At 73.4% G+C, this 22,672-nt stretch carries 23 protein-coding genes; 16 read left to right on the top strand and 7 right to left on the bottom strand.

Annotated features, from left to right (window positions below):
• Position 1 precedes the first annotated feature (1 nt).
• Positions 2 to 1,117: an LLM class flavin-dependent oxidoreductase gene (locus BI06_RS34200; RefSeq protein WP_030394180.1), complete on the bottom strand. Its 1,116-nt coding sequence runs from the start codon at positions 1,115 to 1,117 to the stop codon at positions 2 to 4.
• 625 nt (positions 1,118 to 1,742) lie between these two features.
• Here BI06_RS34200 and BI06_RS34195 point away from each other — a divergent pair.
• Entirely contained in the window at positions 1,743 to 2,339 is a 597-nt protein-coding gene (locus BI06_RS34195) for a DedA family protein (RefSeq protein ID WP_051742556.1), read from the top strand.
• Positions 2,340 to 2,577: 238 nt separating this feature from the next.
• Positions 2,578 to 3,864, top strand: a complete 1,287-nt coding sequence (locus tag BI06_RS34190) for a hypothetical protein (protein WP_082558888.1) — start codon at positions 2,578 to 2,580, stop codon at positions 3,862 to 3,864.
• 36 nt (positions 3,865 to 3,900) lie between these two features.
• Here the strand turns inward: BI06_RS34190 and BI06_RS34185 are convergent, their stop codons facing one another.
• The 3 genes from BI06_RS34185 to BI06_RS34175 form a co-directional block, all read right to left on the bottom strand.
• Positions 3,901 to 4,932: a glycoside hydrolase family 6 protein gene (locus BI06_RS34185; protein ID WP_107113462.1), complete on the bottom strand. Its 1,032-nt coding sequence runs from the start codon at positions 4,930 to 4,932 to the stop codon at positions 3,901 to 3,903.
• A 235-nt stretch (positions 4,933 to 5,167) separates the two neighbouring features.
• Complete coding sequence (locus BI06_RS34180; RefSeq protein ID WP_078880022.1) at positions 5,168 to 5,896, bottom strand: uracil-DNA glycosylase; 729 nt, start codon at positions 5,894 to 5,896, stop codon at positions 5,168 to 5,170.
• A 102-nt stretch (positions 5,897 to 5,998) separates the two neighbouring features.
• On the bottom strand, positions 5,999 to 7,336 hold the full coding sequence (locus tag BI06_RS34175; protein ID WP_082558887.1) for a low temperature requirement protein A: 1,338 nt from the start codon (positions 7,334 to 7,336) through the stop codon (positions 5,999 to 6,001).
• 254 nt (positions 7,337 to 7,590) lie between these two features.
• Here BI06_RS34175 and BI06_RS34170 point away from each other — a divergent pair, with 254 nt between their 5' ends.
• From BI06_RS34170 to BI06_RS34160, 3 genes are all read left to right on the top strand, one after another.
• Complete coding sequence (locus tag BI06_RS34170) at positions 7,591 to 8,370, top strand: HAD-IIA family hydrolase (protein ID WP_030394186.1); 780 nt, start codon at positions 7,591 to 7,593, stop codon at positions 8,368 to 8,370.
• Between the two features lie 310 nt (positions 8,371 to 8,680).
• Positions 8,681 to 9,859 carry an IS30 family transposase gene (locus BI06_RS34165; protein ID WP_107113307.1) on the top strand — a complete coding sequence of 393 codons (1,179 nt, stop codon included), beginning with the start codon at positions 8,681 to 8,683 and terminating at the stop codon, positions 9,857 to 9,859.
• Between the two features lie 401 nt (positions 9,860 to 10,260).
• Complete coding sequence (locus tag BI06_RS34160) at positions 10,261 to 11,376, top strand: Gfo/Idh/MocA family oxidoreductase (RefSeq protein WP_043474818.1); 1,116 nt, start codon at positions 10,261 to 10,263, stop codon at positions 11,374 to 11,376.
• Positions 11,377 to 11,457: 81 nt separating this feature from the next.
• Here BI06_RS34160 and BI06_RS34155 read toward each other — a convergent pair whose 3' ends face one another.
• Positions 11,458 to 11,880, bottom strand: a complete 423-nt coding sequence (locus tag BI06_RS34155; RefSeq protein WP_037779991.1) for a type II toxin-antitoxin system VapC family toxin — start codon at positions 11,878 to 11,880, stop codon at positions 11,458 to 11,460.
• Positions 11,873 to 12,157, bottom strand: a complete 285-nt coding sequence (locus BI06_RS34150; protein ID WP_030394189.1) for a type II toxin-antitoxin system Phd/YefM family antitoxin — start codon at positions 12,155 to 12,157, stop codon at positions 11,873 to 11,875. The genes BI06_RS34155 and BI06_RS34150 overlap by 8 nt, the downstream gene beginning before the upstream one ends.
• A 131-nt stretch (positions 12,158 to 12,288) precedes the next feature.
• Here BI06_RS34150 and BI06_RS34145 point away from each other — a divergent pair, with 131 nt between their 5' ends.
• The 8 genes from BI06_RS34145 (at position 12,289) to BI06_RS34110 (ending at position 19,285) form a co-directional block, all read left to right on the top strand.
• Positions 12,289 to 12,711, top strand: coding sequence for a hypothetical protein (locus BI06_RS34145; protein WP_043474816.1), 423 nt, complete (start codon positions 12,289 to 12,291; stop codon positions 12,709 to 12,711).
• A gap of 6 nt (positions 12,712 to 12,717) precedes the next feature.
• Positions 12,718 to 14,169, top strand: coding sequence for a hypothetical protein (locus tag BI06_RS55220; RefSeq protein ID WP_051742555.1), 1,452 nt, complete (start codon positions 12,718 to 12,720; stop codon positions 14,167 to 14,169).
• A complete protein-coding gene (locus BI06_RS34135) occupies positions 14,166 to 14,696 on the top strand; it encodes a hypothetical protein (protein WP_043474814.1) in 531 nt (176 codons plus the stop codon). The genes BI06_RS55220 and BI06_RS34135 overlap by 4 nt, the downstream gene beginning before the upstream one ends.
• Positions 14,697 to 14,772: 76 nt before the next feature.
• Positions 14,773 to 15,069 (top strand): DUF6412 domain-containing protein, encoded by a 297-nt coding sequence (locus BI06_RS34130; protein WP_030394193.1) that lies wholly within the window; start codon positions 14,773 to 14,775, stop codon positions 15,067 to 15,069.
• Between the two features lie 86 nt (positions 15,070 to 15,155).
• Entirely contained in the window at positions 15,156 to 15,899 is a 744-nt protein-coding gene (locus BI06_RS34125; protein WP_030394194.1) for a YidC/Oxa1 family membrane protein insertase, read from the top strand.
• A gap of 106 nt (positions 15,900 to 16,005) precedes the next feature.
• Positions 16,006 to 16,776 (top strand): CDP-alcohol phosphatidyltransferase family protein, encoded by a 771-nt coding sequence (locus tag BI06_RS34120; protein WP_043474811.1) that lies wholly within the window; start codon positions 16,006 to 16,008, stop codon positions 16,774 to 16,776.
• A 281-nt stretch (positions 16,777 to 17,057) separates the two neighbouring features.
• On the top strand, positions 17,058 to 18,311 hold the full coding sequence (locus BI06_RS34115; protein ID WP_051742554.1) for a serine hydrolase: 1,254 nt from the start codon (positions 17,058 to 17,060) through the stop codon (positions 18,309 to 18,311).
• Between the two features lie 65 nt (positions 18,312 to 18,376).
• Positions 18,377 to 19,285: an aminoglycoside phosphotransferase family protein gene (locus BI06_RS34110; protein ID WP_199523397.1), complete on the top strand. Its 909-nt coding sequence runs from the start codon at positions 18,377 to 18,379 to the stop codon at positions 19,283 to 19,285.
• Between the two features lie 7 nt (positions 19,286 to 19,292).
• Here the strand turns inward: BI06_RS34110 and BI06_RS34105 are convergent, their stop codons facing one another.
• Complete coding sequence (locus BI06_RS34105; protein WP_043474808.1) at positions 19,293 to 19,730, bottom strand: hypothetical protein; 438 nt, start codon at positions 19,728 to 19,730, stop codon at positions 19,293 to 19,295.
• 455 nt (positions 19,731 to 20,185) lie between these two features.
• Here BI06_RS34105 and BI06_RS34100 point away from each other — a divergent pair, with 455 nt between their 5' ends.
• The 3 genes from BI06_RS34100 to BI06_RS55215 all read left to right on the top strand — a co-directional run bounded on the left by BI06_RS34100 (position 20,186) and on the right by BI06_RS55215 (position 22,627).
• Complete coding sequence (locus tag BI06_RS34100) at positions 20,186 to 20,812, top strand: RNA polymerase sigma factor (RefSeq protein ID WP_055731163.1); 627 nt, start codon at positions 20,186 to 20,188, stop codon at positions 20,810 to 20,812.
• Entirely contained in the window at positions 20,809 to 21,834 is a 1,026-nt protein-coding gene (locus BI06_RS34095) for a CU044_5270 family protein (protein ID WP_051742552.1), read from the top strand. Before BI06_RS34100 ends, BI06_RS34095 begins: the two co-directional genes overlap by 4 nt.
• Positions 21,835 to 21,949: 115 nt before the next feature.
• On the top strand, positions 21,950 to 22,627 hold the full coding sequence (locus tag BI06_RS55215) for a peptidase inhibitor family I36 protein (RefSeq protein WP_043474806.1): 678 nt from the start codon (positions 21,950 to 21,952) through the stop codon (positions 22,625 to 22,627).
• Positions 22,628 to 22,672 lie beyond the last annotated feature (45 nt).

Raw genomic sequence — 22,672 nt, 5'->3', positions numbered from 1 at the left:
GTCAGCCGGCCGAGCCGCCGGCCCCGGTCAGGCCGTACGCCTCGGCGATCAGCCCGTAGGAACGCAGCCGCGCCTCGTGGCCGTGGATGTGCGAGGTCACCATCAGCTCCTCCACCCCGGTCCGCTTGCGCAGCGCCTCCAGCCCGTCGGCCACCTCTCCCGGCGAGCCCAGCACGACATTGCCCAGCCACTCGTCGATGAAGTCCGCCTCCATCGGGCTGTACGGGTAGGACTCGGCCTCCTCCGGCGTGGGGATCGGGCCCGGGTTGCCGCGGCGCAGCCGGAGCATGCCGAGGGCCGCGGAGCGGGCGAGGCGGCGGGCGGCGTCCCGGTCGTCGGCCGCGACCGCGCCCACCCCGATCAGCGCGTACGGCTCGTCGAGCACGGCCGAGGGGCGGAACTCCGAGCGGTAGAGGTCGAGGGCGGGGAGGGTGTTGACGCTGCTGAAGTGGTGCGCGAAGGCGAACGGCAGCCCCAGGCGCCCGGCCAGCTGGGCGCTGAAGCCGGAGGAGCCGAGCAGCCAGACCGGCGGCCGTCCCTCGCCCTTCGGGACGGCGGTCAGCCGGGCGTAGGCGTGCTCGGCCGGGAAGCTGCCGTCGAGGAAGTGGGTCAGCTCCGCGAGCTGGCGGGGGAAGTCGTCGGCGCCCTCGCCGAGGCCCCGGCGCAGCGCCCGGGCGGTGGCGGCGTCGGTGCCGGGGGCCCGGCCGAGGCCGAGGTCGATCCGGCCGGGGTGGAGGGCTTCGAGCAGGCCGAACTGCTCGGCGATCGCCAGCGGGGCGTGGTTGGGCAGCATCACGCCGCCCGAGCCCAGCCGCAGGGTGGTGGTGTGGGCGCCGAGGTGGGCCAGCAGGACGGCCGGGGTGGAGCTGGCGACACCGGGCATGCCGTGGTGCTCGGCCACCCAGAAGCGGTGGTAGCCCCATTCCTCGGCGCTGCGGGCGAGGGTGGTGGTCGCGGCGAGCGCCTGCGCGGGTGTGTGGCCGACCCCGACGGTGGCCAGGTCGAGAATCGACAGCGGGGCGGGCGCCGATCCCCGGGCCGTGCCCCGGATCGCGTCCGCGGCGGGTGCCGCGCTCCCGCCGTCCCGCTGCTCCGCCCGCCTGTCCTCGGTCGTCATACCGTCCGTCCTCCTGGCCGTGGTCGTTCCGTCCGCCGGTGCGGTGCACCGGTGCCGGCCACCGGGTCGGCCGGTGCCGCCGCCGGTGCCGACAGTGGTCAACCCCGGCCGCGGTCCACCTTGTTCCCCGCCCCGGGCCCGGCCGCGCCCCGGGCGACCCGTTCGCGAACGCCCGTCCCTTCCGTCGCCCGGGCTCCCCGGGGACCCGGCTCCCGGTTGACACAGAGCCAGCGGACGAACACCCGTGGCGACTTCACGCCAGCGCGGGAAGTCGCCAGCCGGAGGGCTCGCGGGCGGCCTCCGGCGTCCGGCAGGCTTGGTTCCCGGCGGATCACCCAACCGGATCCGCACTCACCAGCAAGATCGTCGGGCTGGACCAGCGCCGACCGATCCCCGCGAGCCCCCGGAGCGGCACCCCGCCCCGGGGGCTCGTGCCATTCCGGGCCCGATCGACTCCGATCGACTCCGATCGACTCCGACCGCCTGCCGGGCAGGTCGGGGCATGTGGGCCCCGACACCTGTGAGCCGCCGCACAACCGGGGTGCTTCATGGCATGAAAAGTCGAGGCGCTAGCGTTGTCCCTTGCAACCACTGCTCCCCCGGGCAGCCTGGAGGGAGGAAGTACATGGACATCGCGACACTGGCCGGATCCTCGTGGATCTGCGCCCTGGCGCTCTGCGCCGTCCTCGGCGACGCCTTCCTCCCCTTCATCCCGAGCGGGACGCTCGTCATACTCGCCGTGCTCAAGACGGCACAGATAGACGGCGCGCCCGTACTGCTCGGCCTGGGCGTGGCCACCGCCTCCTTCCTCGGCGACCTGCTGCTGCTCCAGCTGGCCCGGCGCGGCGCGCCCATGGTCAACCGGCGGCTGGAACACCGGCCGAAGCTCGCGGCGAGCGTGGCCCGGGTCCAGCAGGCGCTGGACGGGCGCACCACCCGGGCGGCGGCCGTCATGGTCGTGGTCGCCCGCTTCGTCCCGGCCGGGCGGACCGTCCTCGATCTGGCCATCGGCCACTCCCCCGAGCACCCCCACCGCTTCCTGCGCTGGTCGGCGCTGGCCGCGATGATCTGGGCGGCGTACATCGTGACCCTGGGCTGGCTCAACAGCCACTGGTTCGACACCGCCTGGCTGAGCCTCGCGGTCTCCTGCACCGCGGCCACCGCGGTGAGCACCGCCATCGCGCGGATCGTGCGCCGCAACCGCCGGCTCTCGCTCGGCTGACGCCGCGACGGCACGCCCCTCGAATCGGGCGAAGCGTCACAGGACGGCAACAGAAGACATTTCTTCGCATCCCGTACAGGCGTATCGAGCGTGTTCATGGTCGGCGGCCCCCCGGGTTCCTTGGTGACCCGTGTGTTCGCATGCAATCCTAACGACGGATAATCACTCAATTGTCCGAATTGACTGATACGGGCGCGGCCACGGCCACCACCCGGTCCGGACGACCCCAGGGGAGACGATGGGCAGCATCTCGCGCAGGACCGTGCTCACAGCCACCGCCGCGACCGCGGCCCTCGGAGCGGTGACGGCCTGCTCCGGGGGCGGCTCGGGTTCGGCCGCCGCCTCGGGCTCCAGTTCGGGTCCCGCCCCCGTCCCCACCACCGGCACGGCGAGCACCGGAACCGGCACCACCCCGAGCGGCACCCCGACCAAGGGCAAGCCGATCGGCGACGGCTCGACCGCCGACACCGGCCCGCAGCCGAACCAGCCCAAGCCGGAGAAGCTCAAGCCCGGCGAGCGCCCGCCGCAGTTCGTGGTGTTCTCCTGGGACGGTGCCGGGGCGACCGAGGACGGCCAGTTCCCCCGGTTCCTCAAGCTCGCCGAGGAGCACAAGGCCGCGATGACCTTCTTCCTCTCCGGCATATACACCCTGCCCAAGGGCAGGTCCGAGCTGTACCACCCGCCGCTGCACTCGGTCGGCGCCTCCGACATCCCCTACCTGTCGGACGGCGCGGTCAAGAACACCATCAAGCTCATCAGCCAGGCCTGGCTGGCCGGCCACGAGATAGGCACCCACTTCAACGGGCACTTCTGCTCGACCCGGCCGGACGGCAACGGGGTCAACAAGTGGAGCCCCGACGACTGGAAGAGCGAGATAGACCAGGCCGTCGGCTTCGTGACCCAGTGGCGGACCAACACCGGCTTCACCGACGTCGACCCGCTCCCCTTCGACTACAAGAAGGAGCTGATCGGCGGCCGCACCCCCTGTCTGGAGGGGCAGAAGGCCCTGCTGCCGACGGCCGCCGCCCTCGGCTGGAAGTACGACGCCAGCTCCTCGGGCGGCCAGCAGATCTGGCCCCAGAAGGTGCAGGACGGGAAGGTCTGGGACCTCCCGCTGCAGAGCATCCCGTTCCCCGGGCACACCTTCCAGGTGCTCTCCATGGACTACAACATCCTGGCCAACCAGTCGAAGGTCACCAACGGGGACCCGGCCAAGTTCAACGACTGGCGCACCCAGGCCAGGGACTCCTACCTGGCCGGTTTCGACCGCGCCTACAACGGCAACCGCGCGCCGTTCTTCATCGGCAACCACTTCGAGCAGTGGAACGGCGGCATCTACATGGACGCCGTCGAGGAGACCCTCAAGACGATCGCGGGCAAGCCCGAGGTCCGGCTGGTCTCGTTCAAGCAGCTCGTGGAGTGGCTGGACGCGCAGGACCAGTCCACCCTGCGCAAGCTGCGCACCCTCAACGTGGGGCAGGCGCCGACCGGCGGCTGGGAGTCCTTCCTCGGCACGGCCGGCTGAGCGTCCTCCTCGGGCTTGTGGGTCTCCGGCGGCCGCCTACCCTGTGGCGGCCGTCGCCAGGCCCAGTGCGTACGGGAGCCAGAACTCGCCCGCCCGGGGCTCGCCCCGGCCGCACTCGCCGTCCGACTCGCCCGGGTTCTTGATCCAGAGGAAGGCGTCGACCCCGGGCTGCCCGGTCTCCGTCGTGGGCGGCGTGCCGAGCGCGCGGCCGGGCGGGTTGCACCACGCCTCCGCTCCCAGCGGGCCGTTGCCGTTGCGGCTGGTGTCGACGACGAAGTGCTTGCCGTCCAGCAGGGCGGACAGCTGGGCCCCGTACGCGGTCGTGCGGTCGGTGGCGTAGAAGTTGGAGACGTTCAGCGCGAAGCCGTCGGCCGCCGCGATCCCGGACTTGCGCAGGGCCTCGGCCAGGGCGGCCCGGTCCTGCACCCAGCCGGGGTTGCCCGCGTCCAGGTAGACCCGCACCTGCGGGCGCTTCTTCAACTCCTGGACGGCGAAGGCCAGCAGGCCGTAGCGCTCGGCGGCGGCGTCGCCCTTGACCCCGCAGGCGTCCAGGGTGTGCGCGACCGCGTCGGGCTCCAGCACCACCCAGGCCCGGCGGTCACCGAGCGCCTCCGCGAGCCCGGTGATCCAGGCCCGGTACGCGGCCGCGTCGGTGGCGCCGCCGGCCGAGTAGAGACCGCAGTCCCGGTGCGGGATGTTGTACGCGACGAAGACCGGCGTCCGGTCGGCCTCGGCGGCGCGGCGGCTCACCTGCTCGGCGGTGCTCCGGGCGGCCTGGTCGGTCAGCCACTGCGAGGAGGGCCGGGCGGCGATCCGCAGCAGGGTGTCCGCCTCCGCCGTCCGGCCCTGGCCGCGCAGCGCGGTCACCTGCTGGGCGGCGGCGGTCCGGTCGGAGACGTAGAAGGTCTGGCCGGGCAGCTGCGGCAGGGCGCCGGGCAGTGGCGCCCCGGCTGCGGTCGCTGCCCCCGGCGCTGCCCCGGGCGCGACCGCCGCGGATGTGGCGGGTGTGGCCGCCTGCGTGACCGCTCCCGTCGGGCTCCCCCCGGCGCAGCCCGCGAGCCCCGCCACGAGCCCCAGCAATGTCGCCCCCACGGCCGGCCGGAACCCAGCCCCTCGCCCAACTCGGCGCACGTACCGCCCCTCCCAGATCCGGCCCGGCGACCCGGTCCGGCCCCAGCTTCGCACACCGGGCACCGCCCGCCGTCCACCGGAAGGTGAACGACGGGCGGCCCGCAGCGCGGAGACGGAGCGTCAGGGACGGACGCCGGTCCGAGCGGATCGGTCCGGGACGCCCCGGCCCGGCTCAGGCCTGCTTGAGGTCCGGGATCCGCCAGTCGATCGGGTCGACGCCGAAGCCCTCCAGCGCGGTGTTGATCTGAGAGAACGGGCGGCTGCCGAAGAACAGCTTGGCGGACAGCGGCGACGGGTGCGCGCCCTGGACCACCACGTGCTTCCCGGTGTCGATCAGCGGGAGCTTCTTCTTGGCGTAGTTGCCCCAGAGCACGAAGACCACCGGCTCCTCGCGCGCGCTCACCGCCTGGATCACCGCGTCGGTGAACTTCTCCCAGCCCTTGGCCTTGTGCGAATTGGCCTCGTGCGCACGGACCGTGAGCACCGCGTTGAGCAGCAGCACGCCCTGCTCGGCCCAGTGCATCAGGTAGCCGTTGTCCGGCGCCGGGATGCCGAGGTCGGCGTCCAGCTCCTTGAAGATGTTGCGCAGCGAGGGCGGCGTCCTGGTGCCGGGAAGCACCGAGAAGCTCATGCCGTGGGCCTGGCCGTCGTCGTGGTACGGGTCCTGGCCGAGCACGAGCACCCGGACCTTCTCGTACGGCGTGGCCTCCAGCGCGGAGAACTCCTGCCCGCTCGGCGGGAAGACCTGGTGCTCCGCGCGCTGGGCCGCCACGAAGGCCGCCAGCTCGGCGAAGTACGGCTTCTCCGTCTCGGTGCCCAGCACCTCCCGCCAGGACTCCGGCAGCTCCAGACCGGCTCCCGATTCCGCCCCGCCCACGTTCGCCTCGACCGTGTCCGTCACGACGACATCTACCTCCCACCGGACGGCCGCTCACCGCGGCACCGCCCCGACCTGCGGGCATATCGCGCCCCTCGCGCCGTACGCCCTCTTTCACCCCGAACGCTACACAGGCCCACCGACAACCGGGGCCCCGGCCGCTTCGCCGGAGGACTCCCCGACCGCTTCCGGAGCCGCTTCCGGGGGCGTTTCCCGGACTGCTTCCCCGGCCGCTTCCGCGGCGGCCGCCGCCGCGTTCACGCGCCGGTGCTCGACCACGTTCAGCACCACCAGCACCACCGCGAGCGTCACCAGCGCGGCCAGCGCGGGCCAGCGCACCATCGCGGGCGCGAGCGCCAGCACCACCGCCGCCGCCACGATCCGGGTGGTCGCGACCGATCGGAACATCATCCAGCGCGTGTAGCCGAAGGTCAGCAGATACAGTCCGCACCCGCCGTACAGCAGCCCCACCGAGGCCGCGCCCAGCGCCCGGCGGGGATCGGCCACCGTCTCACCGAAGCCCACCGCCACCGCGATCACCGCGGCCGCCAGCGCCAGGTGCCCGTACTGGAAGACCCGGCGGACCATGTCCCGGCGCGAGTCGGCGACGGTGACGGCGTGCCGCATGGCATCGGCCGCGAAGACGAAGTACTGCCACCAGAGCCCGGCCGAGATGGTGAACGCGGCCGTGACCGCGACGAGTTCGGCCGCGTCGAGGCGAACGGCCGCCGCGCTCGCGCCGATCCCGACGATCGACTCCCCGAGCGCCACCAGCAGGAACAGGGCGAACCGCTCCGGCATGTGCGACGGGTGGTAGGCGACGGCGGCCAGCTTGCGGCGGAACACCACCGGCCCGGACAGGTCGCAGAGCGCCGCCAGCGCCCAGAGGCAGACCCTCGGCCCCTCCGGCAGCAGCCCGCCCGCCACCAGCAGCGGCCCGCTGACCAGCACACCCACCCCGTACGGCCCGCGCCAGACCCCCGGGATGCGCGCCAGCAGGAGCAGCAGCACCACCCGGGCCGCCCAGTACCCGGCGCCGAGCAGCACGCCCCGGTTCCCGTACGCGCCGGGCACGGCCAGCGCCATGACCAGGCCGGTGAACCCGACGGCCAGGATGCCCAGCCGGTCGCGCGGGGTGTCCACGTCGCGGATGTTGGCCTGCACGGTGGTGCCGACCCAGCACCAGTAGACCGGGACGAACACCACCAGCGCCTGCGCGATCCCGAGCGGGTCGTGGCGGTGGTGCAGCAGGCCGGAGACCTGGGTGATCGCGAAGACGAAGATCAGGTCGAAGTACAGCTCCGCCCAGGTGACCCGCTTCTCCGGCGCCTCCCCGGCCTGCTGTTTCCCCTCCGGCTGTCTCCCCTCCGGCCGTCTCCCCGCAGGCCGTCTCTTCTCCGACCGCTCCCCCGTCCGGACCGCCGATTCCTCGGCCCCCACCGGAAGCTCCCCCGTTGTGCTCATCCGCCCCTCCTCGGCGCACACAGCGAACGGGCCCGCCCGGGACATCGGCCGGGGCGGGGCCCGCAACAGCAGTGCCGAGGCTAGACCAGCCCGCCCCGGCCCAGCGCCCCGGTCCACCGGTCGGCAGCCCCTACGTGCGGCGGCCCGGGACGACTAGGCTGATCGCTGTTGGGGCAGCCATTGGCGCCCGGCCGGCCGCTGGTGTCCGGTCCGGTGCGATTTTCGAACCATCGCAAGACCTAGGAGACACCACCGTGGCAGACCGCAAGCCCATCGACACCTGGCTGACCGACATGGACGGGGTCCTCATCCACGAGGGCGTGCCGATCCCCGGCGCCGATGCCTTCATCAAGCGGCTGCGTGAGTCCGGCAAGCCGTTCCTGGTGCTCACCAACAACTCCATCTACACCCAGCGCGACCTGCACGCCCGGCTCTCCCGGATGGGCCTGGACGTCCCCGCCGAGCACATCTGGACCTCCGCGCTGGCCACCGCGAAGTTCCTCTCCGACCAGCGCCCGAACGGCACCGCGTACGTGATCGGCGAGGCCGGTCTGACCACCGCGCTGCACGACGTCGGCTACGTGCTCACCGACACCGACCCCGACTTCGTCGTCCTCGGCGAGACCCGGACGTACTCCTTCGAGGCCATGACCAAGGCCGTCCGCCTGATCAACGACGGCGCCCGGTTCATCGCCACCAACCCGGACGAGACCGGCCCTTCGGCCGAGGGCGCGCTCCCCGCCACCGGCTCGGTCGCCGCCCTCATCACCAAGGCCACCGGCGTGGAGCCCTACTTCGTCGGCAAGCCCAACCCGCTGATGATGCGCGCCGGCCTGAACGCCATCGGCGCCCACTCCGAGCGGAGCGCGATGATCGGCGACCGGATGGACACCGACATCGTCTCGGGCATGGAGGCCGGCATGTCGACCTTCCTGGTGCTCACCGGCCTCACCCTGGCCAGCGAGGTGGAGCGCTTCCCGTACCGGCCGACCCAGGTGGTCGACTCGATCGCGGACCTGGTCGACCTGATCTGAGCCGCGGTCACCGACCCTCGGTGCCGAGGCACCTCGAAGGCCCTCCCGCTTCCGGCGGGTTCTAGCGATCCCCGCAACACCCTGACCCCAGGGAGTTGCGGGGATCGTGGATTTTGAGGACTTGAAGGCGAGGTTCTTCGAAGCGCTGGACCGGGAGGACGGCAGTGTCACGGGGGCGGCCCGGGCGGTCGGGGCGAACCGTCACACGGCGGCCGGGTGGGCACGCAAGGCCGGTGTCCGTGGCCGTGGGAAGCCGGGAAGGAACAGGCACTCGGGCCGGGCGGAGTACGAGCGGCTTCGCGCGGCCGGGGTGCGACGGCAGGACGCCGCCGCGCGGGTCGGGGTCCACAAGCGCACCGCCCAGGACTGGGACCACGGGATCCGCAAGAGCGGCAACGCGCGCCTCCACCCCGATGGACACAAGATCGACTACACAACGGGCATGACCAGCACCGTTCCCCGCACGCCGGCGCCCTCGACAGCGGCGGTCGAGGCCAGGCTGCACCCACGGTTCCTGACGGTGACCGAACGGGAGCTGATAGCCGACATGCGCCGCGAGGGCCGGTCGCTGCGGGCAATCGGGCGGGCCCTGGGCCGGCCGGCCTCCACCGTCAAGCGCGAGATCGACACCCGTGCGGTCGACGGCGTCTACCGGCCGCACCGGGCCCAGCGGGCATGGGCGGCAAGCCGATCACGCCCCAAGGAGTCCAAGCTCGCCCGGCCGGGCGCACTGCGCGAGTTCGTCGCGGACGGGCTGCGGGAGCGGTGGTCGCCCGAGCAGATCTGTCACGCTCTGGTCAGCGAGTTCCCCGACGACGAGAGCATGCGGGTGAGTCCGGAGACGATCTACCAGGCGGTCTACGTCCAGGCCCGCGGCGGGCTGCGACGCGAGGTCGCGCTCGCACTGCGCACCGGGCGCACTCGCCGCAAGCCGCACCGCAGCCCCGAGCAGCGCACCCGCCGGTTCGTCGACGAGATGGTGATGATCTCCGAGCGGCCCGCCGAGGTCGAGGACCGGGCGGTGCCCGGCCATTGGGAGGGGGACTTGATCGTCGGCCCCCGCAGTGAGAGCGCGATCGTGACCCTGGTCGAGCGCTCCACCCGCTACGTCATGCTCGGGCACCTGCCCGGCGGGCACACCGCAGCGGAGGTCCGCGACGTGCTGGTGCCCTTGATCCAGAGCCTGCCCGAGCACCTGCGCGGCTCGCTGACTTGGGACCAGGGCTGCGAGATGGCCGCGCACAAGCAGTTCACCGTCGCCACGGGAGTGCCGGTCTACTTCTGCGATCCGCACTCGCCCTGGCAGCGCGGATCGAACGAGAACACGAACGGTCTGCTGCGGCAGTACTTCCCCAAGAGCACCGACCTGTCCGTGCACAGTCCCGAAGACCTCGAACACGTCGCCCAGCAACTCAACCGCCGGCCACGCAAAACGCTCGGCTGGAAGACCCCAGCCGAGCGCCTGCGTGATCTACTGACAGCCGCATAGGCCATCAGGTGTTGCGAGGACCCCTAGAAACCGCCTCCGCCGCGGGAGGGCCTTCGCCGTGGCGGCCGCCGCCCGGCGCGGTCCGGCCGCCCCTCAAGGACTCCTTAAGCCGCCCCTAACCGCACCGATGACCCTCAGCGGCGCGGCCGGGCGCGGTTAACGTGAGCGCCACGCCGGGTCCCCCACACCGGCGCCGGCGGCCACCACCGTCGGTCTCCACCCGGGTCTGCCGCCGCCGCGCCCCCCACCGCGGCGGCGGCAACACCTGGACGGCCCGGTCCGACGGCACGGGGCCGAATGCCCTCTGTCCACAGGCCCTGAGCCCGAACGCCCCGGTCCGAACGCCCCGGTCCGACGCCGAAACCGGGGCCAACCGGGCACACCGTGGTTGAGTAGGGCTCATGACCACCTCCGCGCGCCCCGCCGCCCCCGGAGCTCCCGGCTCCCGCCCGCCCTTCCGCGTCGGCCTCGTCGGCTACGGCCTGGCCGGCTCCGCCTTCCACGCGCCCCTGATCGCCACCACCCCCGGACTCCGGCTCGCCGCGGTGGTCACCGCCAACCCCGACCGCCGCGCCCAGCTGCGGCAGGAGCACCCCGACGCCCAGGCCGTCGACACCCCCGAGCAGTTGCTCGCCGACCCCGACGCGCTCGACCTGGTCGTCATCGCCTCCCCCAACCGCACCCACGCCCCGCTCGCCCGCGCCGCCCTGCGGGCCGGGCTGGCCACCGTGGTCGACAAACCGCTCGCCGCCACCGCCGCCGAGGCCCGCGAACTCTGCGCGCTCGCCGGATCGAGCGGCACCCTGCTGACCGTCTTCCAGAACCGCCGCTGGGACGGCGACTTCCTCACCGCCGCCCGCCTGGTCCGCGAGGGCGCGCTCGGCCGGGTGCACCGCTTCGAGTCCCGCTTCGAGCGGTTCCGGCCCAAGCCCAAGGCCGGCTGGCGCGAGCTCGCCGACCCGGCCGAGGTCGGCGGCACCCTCTACGACCTCGGCAGCCACCTCGTCGACCAGGCGCTCACCCTCTTCGGGCCGGTCGACACGGTGTACGCGGAGATCGACGTGCGGCGCGACGGCGCGGTGGTCGACGACGACGCCTTCCTCGCCCTCACCCACGCCAACGGAACCCGCTCCCACCTGTGGACCAGCGCGATCACCCCGCTCGTCGGCCCCCGGCTGCGGGTCCTCGGCGACGCCGCCGGATACGTCAAGACCGGCATGGACCCCCAGGAGGCGGCCCTGCGGACCGGCCTGCGTCCCGACGGCACCATGCCCTGGGGCACCGACGACCCCGCCCAGTACGGCACCCTCGGCACCGACGGGTCCACCACCGCGCTGCCCACCGACCCCGGCGACTACCCCGCCTTCTACGCGGGCGTCGCCGCCGCCCTGGCCACCCCCGGCACCCCGCCCCCGGTCGACCCGCGCGACGCCGTCGCCACCCTGACCGTGCTGGAGGCCGCCCGCGCCTCGGCCGCCACCGGGACCGCGGTCCGGCTCGAAAGCCTTCCCGCCTGAGCCCGCCCCGGCGGCCGCCCGCGCCCCTGCTCCGGGTGCGGGCGGCGGGGTGCGGGCGGCGGCGCGCGGGCGCAGGGGCACTCAGATCCCGATGACCTCGACCGCCGAGCCCAGCCCCTTGAAGTCCGAGATGTTGCGCGTGTACAGCGGCAGCCCGTGCGCGGAAGCGATCGCGGCGATCATCAGATCGATCCGCCGCGGACGCGGCTGCCGCCCGGCCGCGATCGTCAGCGTCACCAGGGTCCCGTAGCGGGCGGCGGCGGCCCCGTCGAAGGGCAGCGGCTCGAAGTCCGCCATCGCCGCGCCCAGCACCTCCAGCCGGGCCGCCCGGCTGACCGGGTCGCGCGCCATCGACACACCCTGCTGCAGTTCCGCGAAGGTGATCGCGGTCAGCTCCGGCACCGCCGGCAGATCGGCCGGGCTCAGCAGCGCCAGGTCGATGTAGACACACGTGTCCAGCACCCCGGCGGGCCGCCGCCGGGGAGCCCGCCGCCGCTCAGCCACGCGGCCGCTCGAACGGGTCGCCGTCCTCGTCCCCGACCAGCTCCTCCGGCCCGAAGTACTCCTCGGACTCCTTGCGCATCTGCTGGTAGTCCACCCGCGGCAGCTTCACGTGCCGCGCCACCAGTTCCTCGGCCGTGAGCCGTCGGCGCCCCGCCACCGGCCGCAGCTCCGCGACCTCGACCCCGTTCCTGGTGATGTGGAAGATCTCCCCCGCCTCCACCGCGTCCATCACCGCGGCGGAGTTGTTCCGGAACTCCCGCTGGGTAATCGTCTTCATGCTTTCCAAGGTAGCCCCGTGTAGCACCCACGGCTACGCCCCGCGCACCGGTCCGCCGAAAATCCACCACCCCAGCACCCGCCGCCGCGTTACCGTACGACATCGACCGATCACGCTGGGGGGCTCCGACCGTGGCCGACACGACCACCGAAGCACAGCAGAATCCGTGGCTCCACGGCCAGGACGGCCCACCGCCCGGCATCCCGCGCCCCGCCGCCGGTCCGACCCCCTGGGCGAACGGCCCCTCGGCCGGCGCACCCGTCCACGTCGAACCGGCCGCACTCCGGATCGCCGCCACCGCCTCCCGCCGCCTCCAGGGCGAACTGCGGCAGGCCGTCGGCCACGCCGAACCCGACACCGGCGCCGCCGCCACCGCCCTGACCGCCGACGGCTTCGCCACCGGCGCCGCGCTCACCCAGGTCCTCGGCTGGTGGAAGACCCGCTGGACCGGCCTCGACCAGCGCCTCGGCCTCGCCGCCGACCGGCTGGAGGCCACCGCCACCGCCTACCGGTCGACCGACACCGGCGCCGCCTCCGCGTTCCGGGCGCCCTGAGCCGTGGTGACCTTCGACCGGCTCCGGCACGCCGCCCTCGCCCCGCTCGACCGCACCGGGGACACCTGGAACGGCCTCGCCGGCCACGCCGAACAGCTCGCCGGCCAGGTACGCTCCGGCGTCCTCCAACCGCTCACCGGCGCCGCGCCGAGCCCCCTCGCCACCGCCGGCGCCCGCGCCTGGACCGGCGTCGCGGCCGACGAGGCCACCCGGGAGATCGGCCTGCTCGCCGACGAGCTGACCGCCTTCCACTACGAGGCCCTCGCCGTCACCGCCGCCCTGCGCCGGGCCGCGTCGGTATTCACCGGCGCCCAGCAGGACCTCCGGCGCGCCATCGACGACGCCGAGGCCCTCGGCGCCACCGTCACCACCGACGGCACCGTCACCCTGCCCCCGCTCCCGCCCGAGGACCGCAACGACCCCGACGCGATCGCCTACCGGCGGCGGCAGTGGGAGGAGCTCCAGCAGCACGTCGAGGCAATGCGGAAGGCGGTCACGGCCGCCACCGAGGCCGATGCGGTGGCCGCGGCGGCGCTGCGCACCCTCGACCCGGCGGAGGTCGACCCGGCGACCCACCCGGGAGCGGTGGCGGAGGCCCGTGGCGACCTCGTCCGGGCGGCGGGGATGCCGACCGACCCGAAGGCCCTGCGGCTCTGGTGGGGCGCGCTGGACCCGAGCGTCCGCGCGGGGCTACTGGCGGCGGACGGGGAGCGACTGATCGCGGCGGGTGTGCTGGGCCCGGTCGACTACGAGTGGCACGCCCCGGACGCGGGCGCGGGGGACTTCGCCCAGCGACTGCCCGGCCCCGGGGACTACGCCAAGGGAGTGGCGGCACAGACCCTGCTCGTCGGCGGCGGAACGTTCGTCGGGTACACCGACGCCGCGCGCCACATGGAACACTTCCTGGCCGCGAGCGGCGACCCACTGACCGTGGACGTGGACCGCATGCTCGGTGACGACCAGAAGCTCAGCGGTCTGGTCGAGCAGCAGATCACCGACAACCGGGCCGCGTGGCGGCAGACGGCCCTGGATGCCTTCGCGCTGTCTGGCGGTGCTCCGGTGGCGGTCCCGATCGAGGCCGTCCAGCAACGAACCGCGGACACGCGCAACTGGTACCTGGCCATCGGCAGCCACGCCTTCGCCACCTCCGGCGTGGTCACCGCCCGGCCCGGACCGGACGGCAAGCCGCAGGTCTCGATCCACTACCAGGTCCACATCTGGGACCGGTACAACTGGGACCCCGGCAAGAGCACGCCGATCGCGGGCACCAACATCAAGGACAGCGACATGGCCGCACTCCATCAGACCGGCCTGGCCAGGGAGTACGACCTGGTCGGACGGAGCACCCCGAAGACCGTCGCCCTGCCCGAGTCCTCAGCAGACCTGCCCGGCGTGCCCGGCTGGCCGAGCGGCACCCGGGACGGCGCACGGAGCGATCCGGGCCGGGAGGACCGATGACGCGGCAGCCCGACCGACAGTTCGTTCGTCGGCGACGACTGGTGATCGCGCTGCTCACCGGTGCCGTGCTGGTGCCGGTGGCCCTCCTGTACTGGGCGTACGAGACGGACCGGAGACCGGCCGACGACAGCGGACGGCCGGGTTCGTGGATGTCCGCGACGGCGGAGCAGGTCGCGGATCTGACACGGGTGCCGGTGCCCGCCCTCGCGGTCGATGTGCGGTGGGGGCACCAGAACGGATTCCAGTACGACCTCGGTGTCCAGTCGTTCCGGCTGCCGAATGAGCAGACCGGCACGTTCAGGGACGGTCTCGCCGTGGCCGAGTGGCGTGAGAGCAAGCCCCTCGACCCGGGCACCGACGACGGTCTCGTCCACATCGGGGCACCTGATCCTCGCACCGAGCCCGCAATAACCTGCGGCCTCTTCGAATCCCGTCCGCCCGGACACGTGACCTCGACTTCCGTCTGCCTCGCCCCTCGGCCCGACGGGACCAGTCAGATCTGGGTGAGTGCCGTACGCAGCCCCTGAAACGGGGATCCGGCCGGCCGCCCCGTCTGGCATCATCAATGGCAGTACTGGTCCGGAGCGCAGAGGAGGCAGGGACGTGGCCGTGGTCGCGATGCTGCTCGGGTTGCTCCGGGTGCTGAGTGGGGAGTGGCTCGCCGAGGGTGGCGGGTCGCTGACGTCGGTGGCGGCAGCGGCCGCCGTGGTGCTGGTGACCGGGGCGGTCGCGGGGGCGCTGGTCGTCGCGCGGCTGCTGGGGGCACGGGCGCCGGCGAGTGTGCGGGCCGGGGTGCTGCGCAGGCGCGCGGCCCGGACGGCCTTCCTCCCGCAGCGTGATCCGGATGCCCGGGGCCGTCAGCGCCCGAGGGCCCCGGGAGCGGTCCCGGCGGCCGCGTAGCACCGGGATTCCTTCACCACCGGCCCGTCGCGGCCGTCCTCCGTCGATCACTCGTACCCCGAGACCCCCGGAGGGCTCGCTCCACCATGTCCGTTTTCGCAATCCTCGACCCGGCCGTCGGCCTGGCCCACGATGTCGTCGCCGCGCTCGCACAGGTCGTCCCGACCGCGCTCGCGATCGTCCTGTTCACCGTCTGCGTCCGACTGGCGCTGCACCCGCTGGCGCGGGCGGCCTCGCGCGGCGAGAAGGCCAGGGCCCGGCTGGCGCCGCGGATCGCCGAATTGAACCGCAAGCACAAGGGCCGTCCGGAGAAGCTCCAGGCCGCGCTCGCCGAGCTGTACCGGGAGGAGAAGGCCTCGCCGTTCGCGGGCTGCCTGCCGATGCTGGTGCAGATCCCGTTCTTCTCGGTGATGTACCGGCTGTTCACGACCCCGAACGATCTGCTCGGCCACACCCTGTTCGGCGCCCCGCTGGGGTTGCACGTGGGCTCGGCGCACGGTGCGGGCGAGTGGGTGGTGTTCGGGGTGCTGTACGCGGGGCTGGCGGCGCTGGGGTACGTCAACTTCCGGCGGGCCCGCCGGGCCCAGGCCAAGCAGGCAGCACAGGCGGCCCAGTCGCCGCAGTCGGCCCAGGGCCAGGGCCAGGGCGCGCAGGCACAGCCCGCGCTCGCGTTCCTGCCGTACCTGTCCTTCGGCACCGTGCTGTTCGCCGCCCTGGTCCCGCTGGCGGCCGCGGTCTACCTGCTGACCACCAGCACCTGGACGGCGGCCGAGCGGGCCTGGCTGTACCGGGACGGGGCGCCGGAGCCGGCGGTTCCGGCGCTGGCCTGAGGCCGGGTCCGCCGGTCCGCCCCGGCTCCTCTAGCCTGTGTGATCGTTTGGGCCGGTCGGCCGGACGATCACGCAGGTGGACTCGGGTGAAGGGAAGGGTGGCGTCATGGCGGTCGCTGCGCCGGCGTTGGCGGAGTTGCGGGAGGTCTGTCAGCCGCGGGCGAAGCTGGCGAGCCGCAACGGGGAGCACTGGGCGGGCCGGATCTACATGCGCGCGGTGTCGTTGCGGGTCACCCGGCAACTGGTGCGGACCTCGGTGTCGCCGAACACCCTGACCTGGCTGATGGTGGTCTGCGGGGTCGGGGCGGGGGCTGCGCTGCTGGTCCCCGGGTTGCCGGGCGCGGTGCTGGCGGCGGTGCTGTTCCAGGGCTTCCTGCTGTTCGACTGCGTGGACGGCGAGGTGGCCCGCTGGAAGCGGCAGTTCAGCACGGCCGGGGTGTACGTGGACCGGCTCGGCGCGTATCTGGCGGACGCGGCGCTGATGGTCGGCGCGGGTGTCCGGGCGGCCCGGGGCGGGTCGGAGCTGTGGGTGTCGGTGGGCCTGGCGGCGGCACTCGGGGTGGTGCTGCTGAAGGCGTCGACCGATCTGGTGGACGTGGCGCGGGCGCGCAGCGGGCTGGCTCCGGCGGACGAGGAGTCGACGCAGCCGCGTTCGCAGGGCATCGCGACGGCTCGACGGCTGGCGTCGGTGTTCAAGATCCACCGGGTGACCAACGGCATCGAGGCCTCGCTGGTGCTGCTCGCGGCGGCGGTGGCGGACGTGGCGGTCGGCGGCATCGGCCCGACCCGGGCGGTGGTGGCCGGTATCGCGGTGATCACCTGGGGCATGGTGGTGGCGCACCTGGCCTCGATCCTGTCCTCCTCGCGACTGCGGTAGGCCGCCGCGCCGTCGGGCGCCGGAGTGGCGAACTCACCTACGCGGAGGCCGCGTTGGCAGGCACAGGGGCTGCCCGCCGTCAAGCCCGGTGATGCCGAGCGGCCGCCGCTCGACCCCCGCCGTTCGACCGGGGCACCCGCTACCCCTTTCGTACGGCCGGGGGCGGCCGGGGCCGGTCCGCAGGATGACGCGGCCCGGCCGGGGCAACTGCGAGCCTGGACCCGGAGGGCCCGAGGTCCGGGCCGGAGGGGTTCACCATGACGTTCGGTCATAATTCTTACTTGGCGCAGAAGTTGCGTGGTCGTGGGCGACTGGGTCGGAGGCTGGCCGCCGCCGCCCTGGCGGGTGCCGTCGTCGGCACGCTCGCCCCGGCCGCGATGGCGGCGCCCGCACCGGCCGGGGCCGATGCCCGCCGGGGCGGGGTCGACGCGCGGGCGGAGCTGCGGGCGTTCCTCGCGGGCGACGCCTCGACGGCCGCGTTCGCCGAGGTCCGGGACGACGGCCGGCGGATCTGGCGCGACGCGGTGGGCACGTCCGACCTGGCCACCGGGCAGCCGGTCAGGCCGGACGGCCGGTTCCGGATCGGCAGTGTCACCAAGTCCTTCGTGTCGACGGTCCTGCTGCAGCTGGTCGGGGAGGGCCGGCTGCGGCTGGACGACCCGGTCGAGCGCCACCTGCCGGGCGTGGTCCCCAACGGCGGCGCGATCAGCGTCCGCCAGCTGCTCAACCACTCCAGCGGCCTGTACGACTACCTGGAGGACCCGCAGTTCTTCTTCCAGGACGAGGCGAGCCTGCGCGACTACGCCCTCGGGGACCGCCGTTGGCAGGACTACCGGCCGGAGCAGTTGGTCGCGATCGGCGTCGCGCACGCGCCCTACTTCGCCCCGGGCCAGGGCTGGAAGTACTCGAACACCAACTACATCCTGGCCGGCATGCTGATCGACAAGATCACCGGCCACAGTTGGCAGAGCGAGGTGACCCGGCGGATCGTCCGGCCGCTGCACCTGGACGACACCGTGTTCCCCGGCTCGGAGACCGGGCTGCGCGGCCCGCACGCCCGCGCCTACGCCAAGCTGCCGGAGGGGCCGGCGGACATCACCAGGCTCAACCCGACCGTGGGCGACGCGGCCGGCAACGGCATCTCCACCACCACCGACCTCGACCGCTTCCACGCCGCCCTGTTCGGCGGCAAGCTGCTGCGGCCGGCCGAGCAGGCCGCGCTCACCACGACCGTGCCGACCGGGTCGGGCCACAGCTCCTACGGGCTCGGCGTGGCCCAGGCCGACTTCGGCTGCGGCCCGCTGTGGGGCCACGACGGGGGCCTGCCCGGCTGGGGGACGCTGATGTTCGGCACGGCGGACGGGAAGCGGCAGGTGGCGCTGTCGTACAACCCGTACGAGGGCAACGACCAGTCCGGGCTGGAAGCGGCGGTCGTCTCGCTCGCGGTGAAGACGCTCTGCGGCCCGACGGCACCGGCCGGGGCGGCCTCGGCGGCGGCGGACGCGCTGTCGGCCCTGCGGGGCGCCGGCCGCTGAGGAGCGGCGGCCGGTAACCGAAAAACACTTGCCCCACCGGGGGCACGACGGTCGGATAGTGCCCCATGAGCAGCGACACCGTGCACCTGCACCCCGGCCAGCACCCCATCGACGAGGACCTCGTCCGGCGCCTGGTCGCCGACCGGTTCCCGCAGTGGGCCGGGCTGCCGGTGACCCGCTTCCCCTCCGGCGGCACCGTCAACGCCATGTACCGGCTGGGCGAGGCGATGGTGGTCCGGCTGCCGCTGGTGGACTGGGGGGCGTCCGACGTGGCGATGGAGCAGGAGTGGCTGCCGAGGCTGGCGCCGCTCCTGCCCGTCGCCGTGCCGGAGGTGCTCGGCGCGGGCGGGCCCGCCGAGGGCTACCCGTGGCCGTGGTCGGTGTACCGCTGGCAGGAGGGCGCCAACCCGCAGGCAGGCGCGCTGCGCAAGCCGGTGCGGCTGGCCGAGGACCTCGCCGGCTTCGTGACCGCGATCCGTTCGCTCACCCTGCCGGACGCCCCGCCTGCCCACCGGGGCGGGCCGATCGAGCTGCTCGACGAGGAGACCAGGACGGCGATCGAGGAACTGCGGGCGCTGCCCGAGGAGGGCGTCGACTGCGCGGCCGTGACCGCCGTCTGGGAGGACGCGCTGGCCGCACCGGCCTGGGACGGGCGGACGGTGTGGCTGCACTCCGACCTGATGCCGGGCAATCTGCTGGTGGACGAGGACGGACGGCTGACCGCGGTGATCGACTTCGGCTGCGCGGGCGCCGGCGACCCGTCCTGCGACCTGTTCCCGGCCTGGAACCTGCTGCCGTCCGACGCCCGCGCGGTCTACCGCGCGGCACTCGACGTCGACGACGCCACCTGGCGGCGCGGCCGAGGCCGGGCCCTGGCCCAGGCCCTGAACGCCCTGCCGTACTACCGGGCAACCAACCCGGCGATGGCCGAGAACGCCCGGCATGTGATCCGGGAGGTCCTCGCCGATTCCTGAACCCTCATCAGGGCCGAATCAGGGTCCACTTGGTGCGGTGGTCCGGGCGCAGGCCCATGGTGAGCCGATGCCCCTCGCCCTCCGTGACGCTGTTCGTCAGCATGAGGTAGCACCGCCGGGGCGTGCCGAAGCGGATCGTCACCAGGTCTCCGGAATCCGGGTCGTAGGAGGCCTCCCAGGTGCCGTCCGCCACCTCCAACCATTTGTCCGCCCCCATGGCCGCCGCAGGTTCGAGGCAGGCGGCGGCCGGTACCACCGACGGACCGAGTCGCCCGCCCTCCACCAGCTCCAGCCGACTCCCGTCCGCCCCCTGTCCGATCCACCGGCCGACCGGGCTCGGCGGCGGCGGTTCGGCGAGGACGTCTCGGAGGGCGATCAGGCCGAGCGGTACGAGCAGGAACGCGAGCAGGACCGCCGGTATCGCATACCTCGTGGCTCTGGTCATGCCGGGACGGTAACAGCACGGCCCATCGCGCTCCGGCTGCGCTTCGGGGAGGAGCCTGCTCCCGCCGATCGGCAGATGGACGGCGGCTCCTGACCCCGGGGACGATGAGGTGCGCCCCCGACCTGGCCGACCGGGCAGCCGGTCAGGCCGGGCGCGCACGGCCATTCGGATATGCGGTGGTTGTCCTCGTGGTGACGGTCGTGAAGGAAGCCCGACCGGAGCCGACGACGGCCGGGGCGATGTTCGACGCAGCCTCCGGCCCGCCGAGGTGGCACAGTTGACCCCTGCTGAGTTGGTCGACCTCCTGGCCGGGGTCCGCAGCGGGGAGTTCGACGTCTGACCCCGGCGCCCCACGGCCGGTGCCCCGCCCCTCGGGGTGTCGGCCTTCCCAATTTCCCCAAGATTCTCTGGAACCGTCTCCGCCCTGCGGACACCAGATCTGCGTGGAGTCCTCCTTGTCCAGTAAGCAGACGCAGGCCGGCGAGCGCCAGATCTTCGCCGAGCTCTACGATCAGCACGCTCGCACGGTCTTCGCGCACGCGTACAGATCGACCGGGGACCGCGACCTCGCGGACGACATCGTGTCGCTGACCTTCCTCGAAGCCTGGCGGCTCCGGAAGAAGCTCCGCGACGAGGTGCTGCACCCCCGGGCGTGGCTGCTGGCCATCGCCACCAATGTGCTCCGCAACACTGCCCGGACGGCGCGTCGGCACCGCGACGCGATGTCCCGCCTCCCCCGCCGTGATCCGATCCCGGACTTCGCCGACGAGGTGGTCGGCCGGATCACCGACGCCAATACGGCCGCGGCCGCCGTCCGCGCGCTCGACCAGCTCGCCGTTCCCGAGCGCGAGGTCTTCACACTCGTCGTCTGGTCGGGGCTCGGCTACGCGGAGGCCGCCCGGGCGCTCGGCATACCCGTCGGCACCGTCCGCTCCCGGCTCTCCCGGGTCCGGGACAAGCTCCGCCGGATCGTCGACGCCGAGGATCCCCCCGCGCCACGGGTCCCCTCCGCCTCGTCGACGCCCGCCGGTCTCACCATCAGTCATCAGTCCGTGGGCCACCACCAGGAAAGGCGGCCATGACCAACCCACGCACCGACCACACCGAGTGGGACGAGCACTACGAGCGCCGTGAACTCGCCCGGCTGCTCCCCCCGCCGCCCCACTTGGAACCCTCGCTCTCCCAGCTGGCCGACCGCCGTGACTTCCTGCTCACCGAGTTCGCCCGCCCCCGCCCCCTCTCCGGTCTCACCACCCGGTGGCGGGGCCTGGTCCTGGTCACCGCCGTCGCCACCGCCGCGGCCATCACGGCGATGACCCTCGCGCCGGACTCCTCGTCCACGGAGGAGGCCCCGCCCGCCACCGCCGCCTCCGTCGAGCTCCTGGACCGGATCGCCAGGGTCGCCTACACCCAGCCGCAGCCCTCGGCCCAGGACAGCCAGTACACCTACATCAGGACCGTCGGCCACACCACCGCGCTGGCGGAGGCCGCCGACGGTTCGATGCAGCGCAGCACCACCACGACGAACACCGAGCGGTGGACTGCGGTGAACGGCGCCCGCCCGGGCCTCCAGCGCCGGGACGGCGGTGACCAGCAGCTTCCCGCGCCGGACCCGGTCTCCCTCAACGCGCCCAGCTACCGGATGCTGGCCGGTCTGCCGAGCGACCCCGAGGCCCTGACCAAGCTCATCTACGCCGATGCCGGGTACAACCACGGCGCCGGGTCCGCCTCGACCACCGGTTCCGACCAGGAGGCCTTCGTCACCATCGGCGACCTGCTGTGCAACGCGGTCGCACCGCCCGCCGTCTCCGCCGCCCTGTACCGGGCGGCGGGCCGGATCCCGGGTGTGACGACCGTCGACGACGCGGTCGACGCGGTCGGGCGCCACGGGGTGGCCGTCGCCCGGGTGCACGACGGCACCCGGTTCGAGTGGATCTTCGACCAGCGGACGATGCGGCTGCTGGGCAAGCGCGCCGTGCTCGTGAAGGACGGTCCGTGGGGCCGGGCCGGGGACGAGGTGAACTCCGTCGCCCTGGTCGCGCAGGGCATCGTGGGCGCTCCGGGTGAGGGGGTCGCTATCGCGACCGCAGAATCAAGCCAATGACCGAATTCGGTCAGCCATTGTCCGGTCCTCGTCGGAACTATTGTGCGAACGGCGGATCCGGCGTTGGGTCGTGGCAGCACTGTCCTGCCACGACTCACCAAGGGAGAAGCTGACCGTGCGTTCCTTCCGCACGCTCGCCGTCGTCACCGCTGCCGCCGGCGCGCTCGCGCTCGCGGCCCCGGCGGCCATGGCGACGCCCGCGCCGTCCGTTCCGACGGCCCCGTCCGCCGACGCCCCGCAGTCCGTCGGCCCGGCGAAGGCAACGCCGTCGACGCCGGTGATCGCCACCTACCGGGGCAAGAAGATCGACCTGGCCAAGGGCTGGGCGGGCGCCAGCGTCTGCACCGAGGTCAAGGGCGGTGCGGTGTACTGCCACGACAGTGTCGCCGAGGCCGACCAGGCGCTCACCACCCTCGACCCGGCGGCGGCCCGCGCCGTCCAGGCCGCCAAGGCCGCCGGCGCCGCGGCCCCCGCCAGCGGCGGCCAGGTGGCGCAGTCCACCGCGGACTGCCCGTCCGGCTGGGCCTGCCTCTGGGAGGACATCAACTTCTCGGGCCTGCTGCTGCGCTGGTCGGAGCCCGGCACCAAGTACCTCTCCGACTGGTCGTTCCGCGACCGGGCCAGCTCCGCCTGCGTGTTCCGCAACGGCGGGGACCTCACCCTCTACGACGACCGCACCCTGCAGCCGGACCCGTCGGTCTACCTGTGGAACGGCAACTGCTACAACCTCACCGGTCTCAGCTACCCCTACGGCGGCAGCTGGAACGACAAGGCCGACTACATCGTGCTCTGAGGCGACCTTCTGAGGCGACCCTCCGAGTACCCCGAGGCACGCGAA

The sequence above is a fragment of the Kitasatospora sp. MBT66 genome, from assembly GCF_000710405.2.
GTDB classification, from domain to species: domain Bacteria; phylum Actinomycetota; class Actinomycetes; order Streptomycetales; family Streptomycetaceae; genus Kitasatospora; species Kitasatospora purpeofusca.
Note: the sequence above shows the minus strand (reverse complement) of the source record. Positions and strands in the feature narration are given on the sequence as shown.

What these genes read in the sequence shown, in the direction of transcription:
- BI06_RS34200 (WP_030394180.1), bottom strand. Translation starts at nt 1,117, where the DNA reads ATGACGACCGAGGACAGGCGGGCGGAGCAGCGGGACGGCGGGAGCGCG.
- BI06_RS34195 (WP_051742556.1), top strand. Translation starts at nt 1,743, where the DNA reads ATGGACATCGCGACACTGGCCGGATCCTCGTGGATCTGCGCCCTGGCG.
- BI06_RS34190 (WP_082558888.1), top strand. Translation starts at nt 2,578, where the DNA reads ATGGGCAGCATCTCGCGCAGGACCGTGCTCACAGCCACCGCCGCGACC.
- BI06_RS34175 (WP_082558887.1), bottom strand. Translation starts at nt 7,336, where the DNA reads ATGAGCACAACGGGGGAGCTTCCGGTGGGGGCCGAGGAATCGGCGGTC.
- BI06_RS34160 (WP_043474818.1), top strand. Translation starts at nt 10,261, where the DNA reads ATGACCACCTCCGCGCGCCCCGCCGCCCCCGGAGCTCCCGGCTCCCGC.
- BI06_RS34150 (WP_030394189.1), bottom strand. Translation starts at nt 12,157, where the DNA reads ATGAAGACGATTACCCAGCGGGAGTTCCGGAACAACTCCGCCGCGGTG.
- BI06_RS34135 (WP_043474814.1), top strand. Translation starts at nt 14,166, where the DNA reads ATGACGCGGCAGCCCGACCGACAGTTCGTTCGTCGGCGACGACTGGTG.
- BI06_RS34125 (WP_030394194.1), top strand. Translation starts at nt 15,156, where the DNA reads ATGTCCGTTTTCGCAATCCTCGACCCGGCCGTCGGCCTGGCCCACGAT.
- BI06_RS34120 (WP_043474811.1), top strand. Translation starts at nt 16,006, where the DNA reads ATGGCGGTCGCTGCGCCGGCGTTGGCGGAGTTGCGGGAGGTCTGTCAG.
- BI06_RS34110 (WP_199523397.1), top strand. Translation starts at nt 18,377, where the DNA reads ATGAGCAGCGACACCGTGCACCTGCACCCCGGCCAGCACCCCATCGAC.
- BI06_RS34105 (WP_043474808.1), bottom strand. Translation starts at nt 19,730, where the DNA reads ATGACCAGAGCCACGAGGTATGCGATACCGGCGGTCCTGCTCGCGTTC.
- BI06_RS34095 (WP_051742552.1), top strand. Translation starts at nt 20,809, where the DNA reads ATGACCAACCCACGCACCGACCACACCGAGTGGGACGAGCACTACGAG.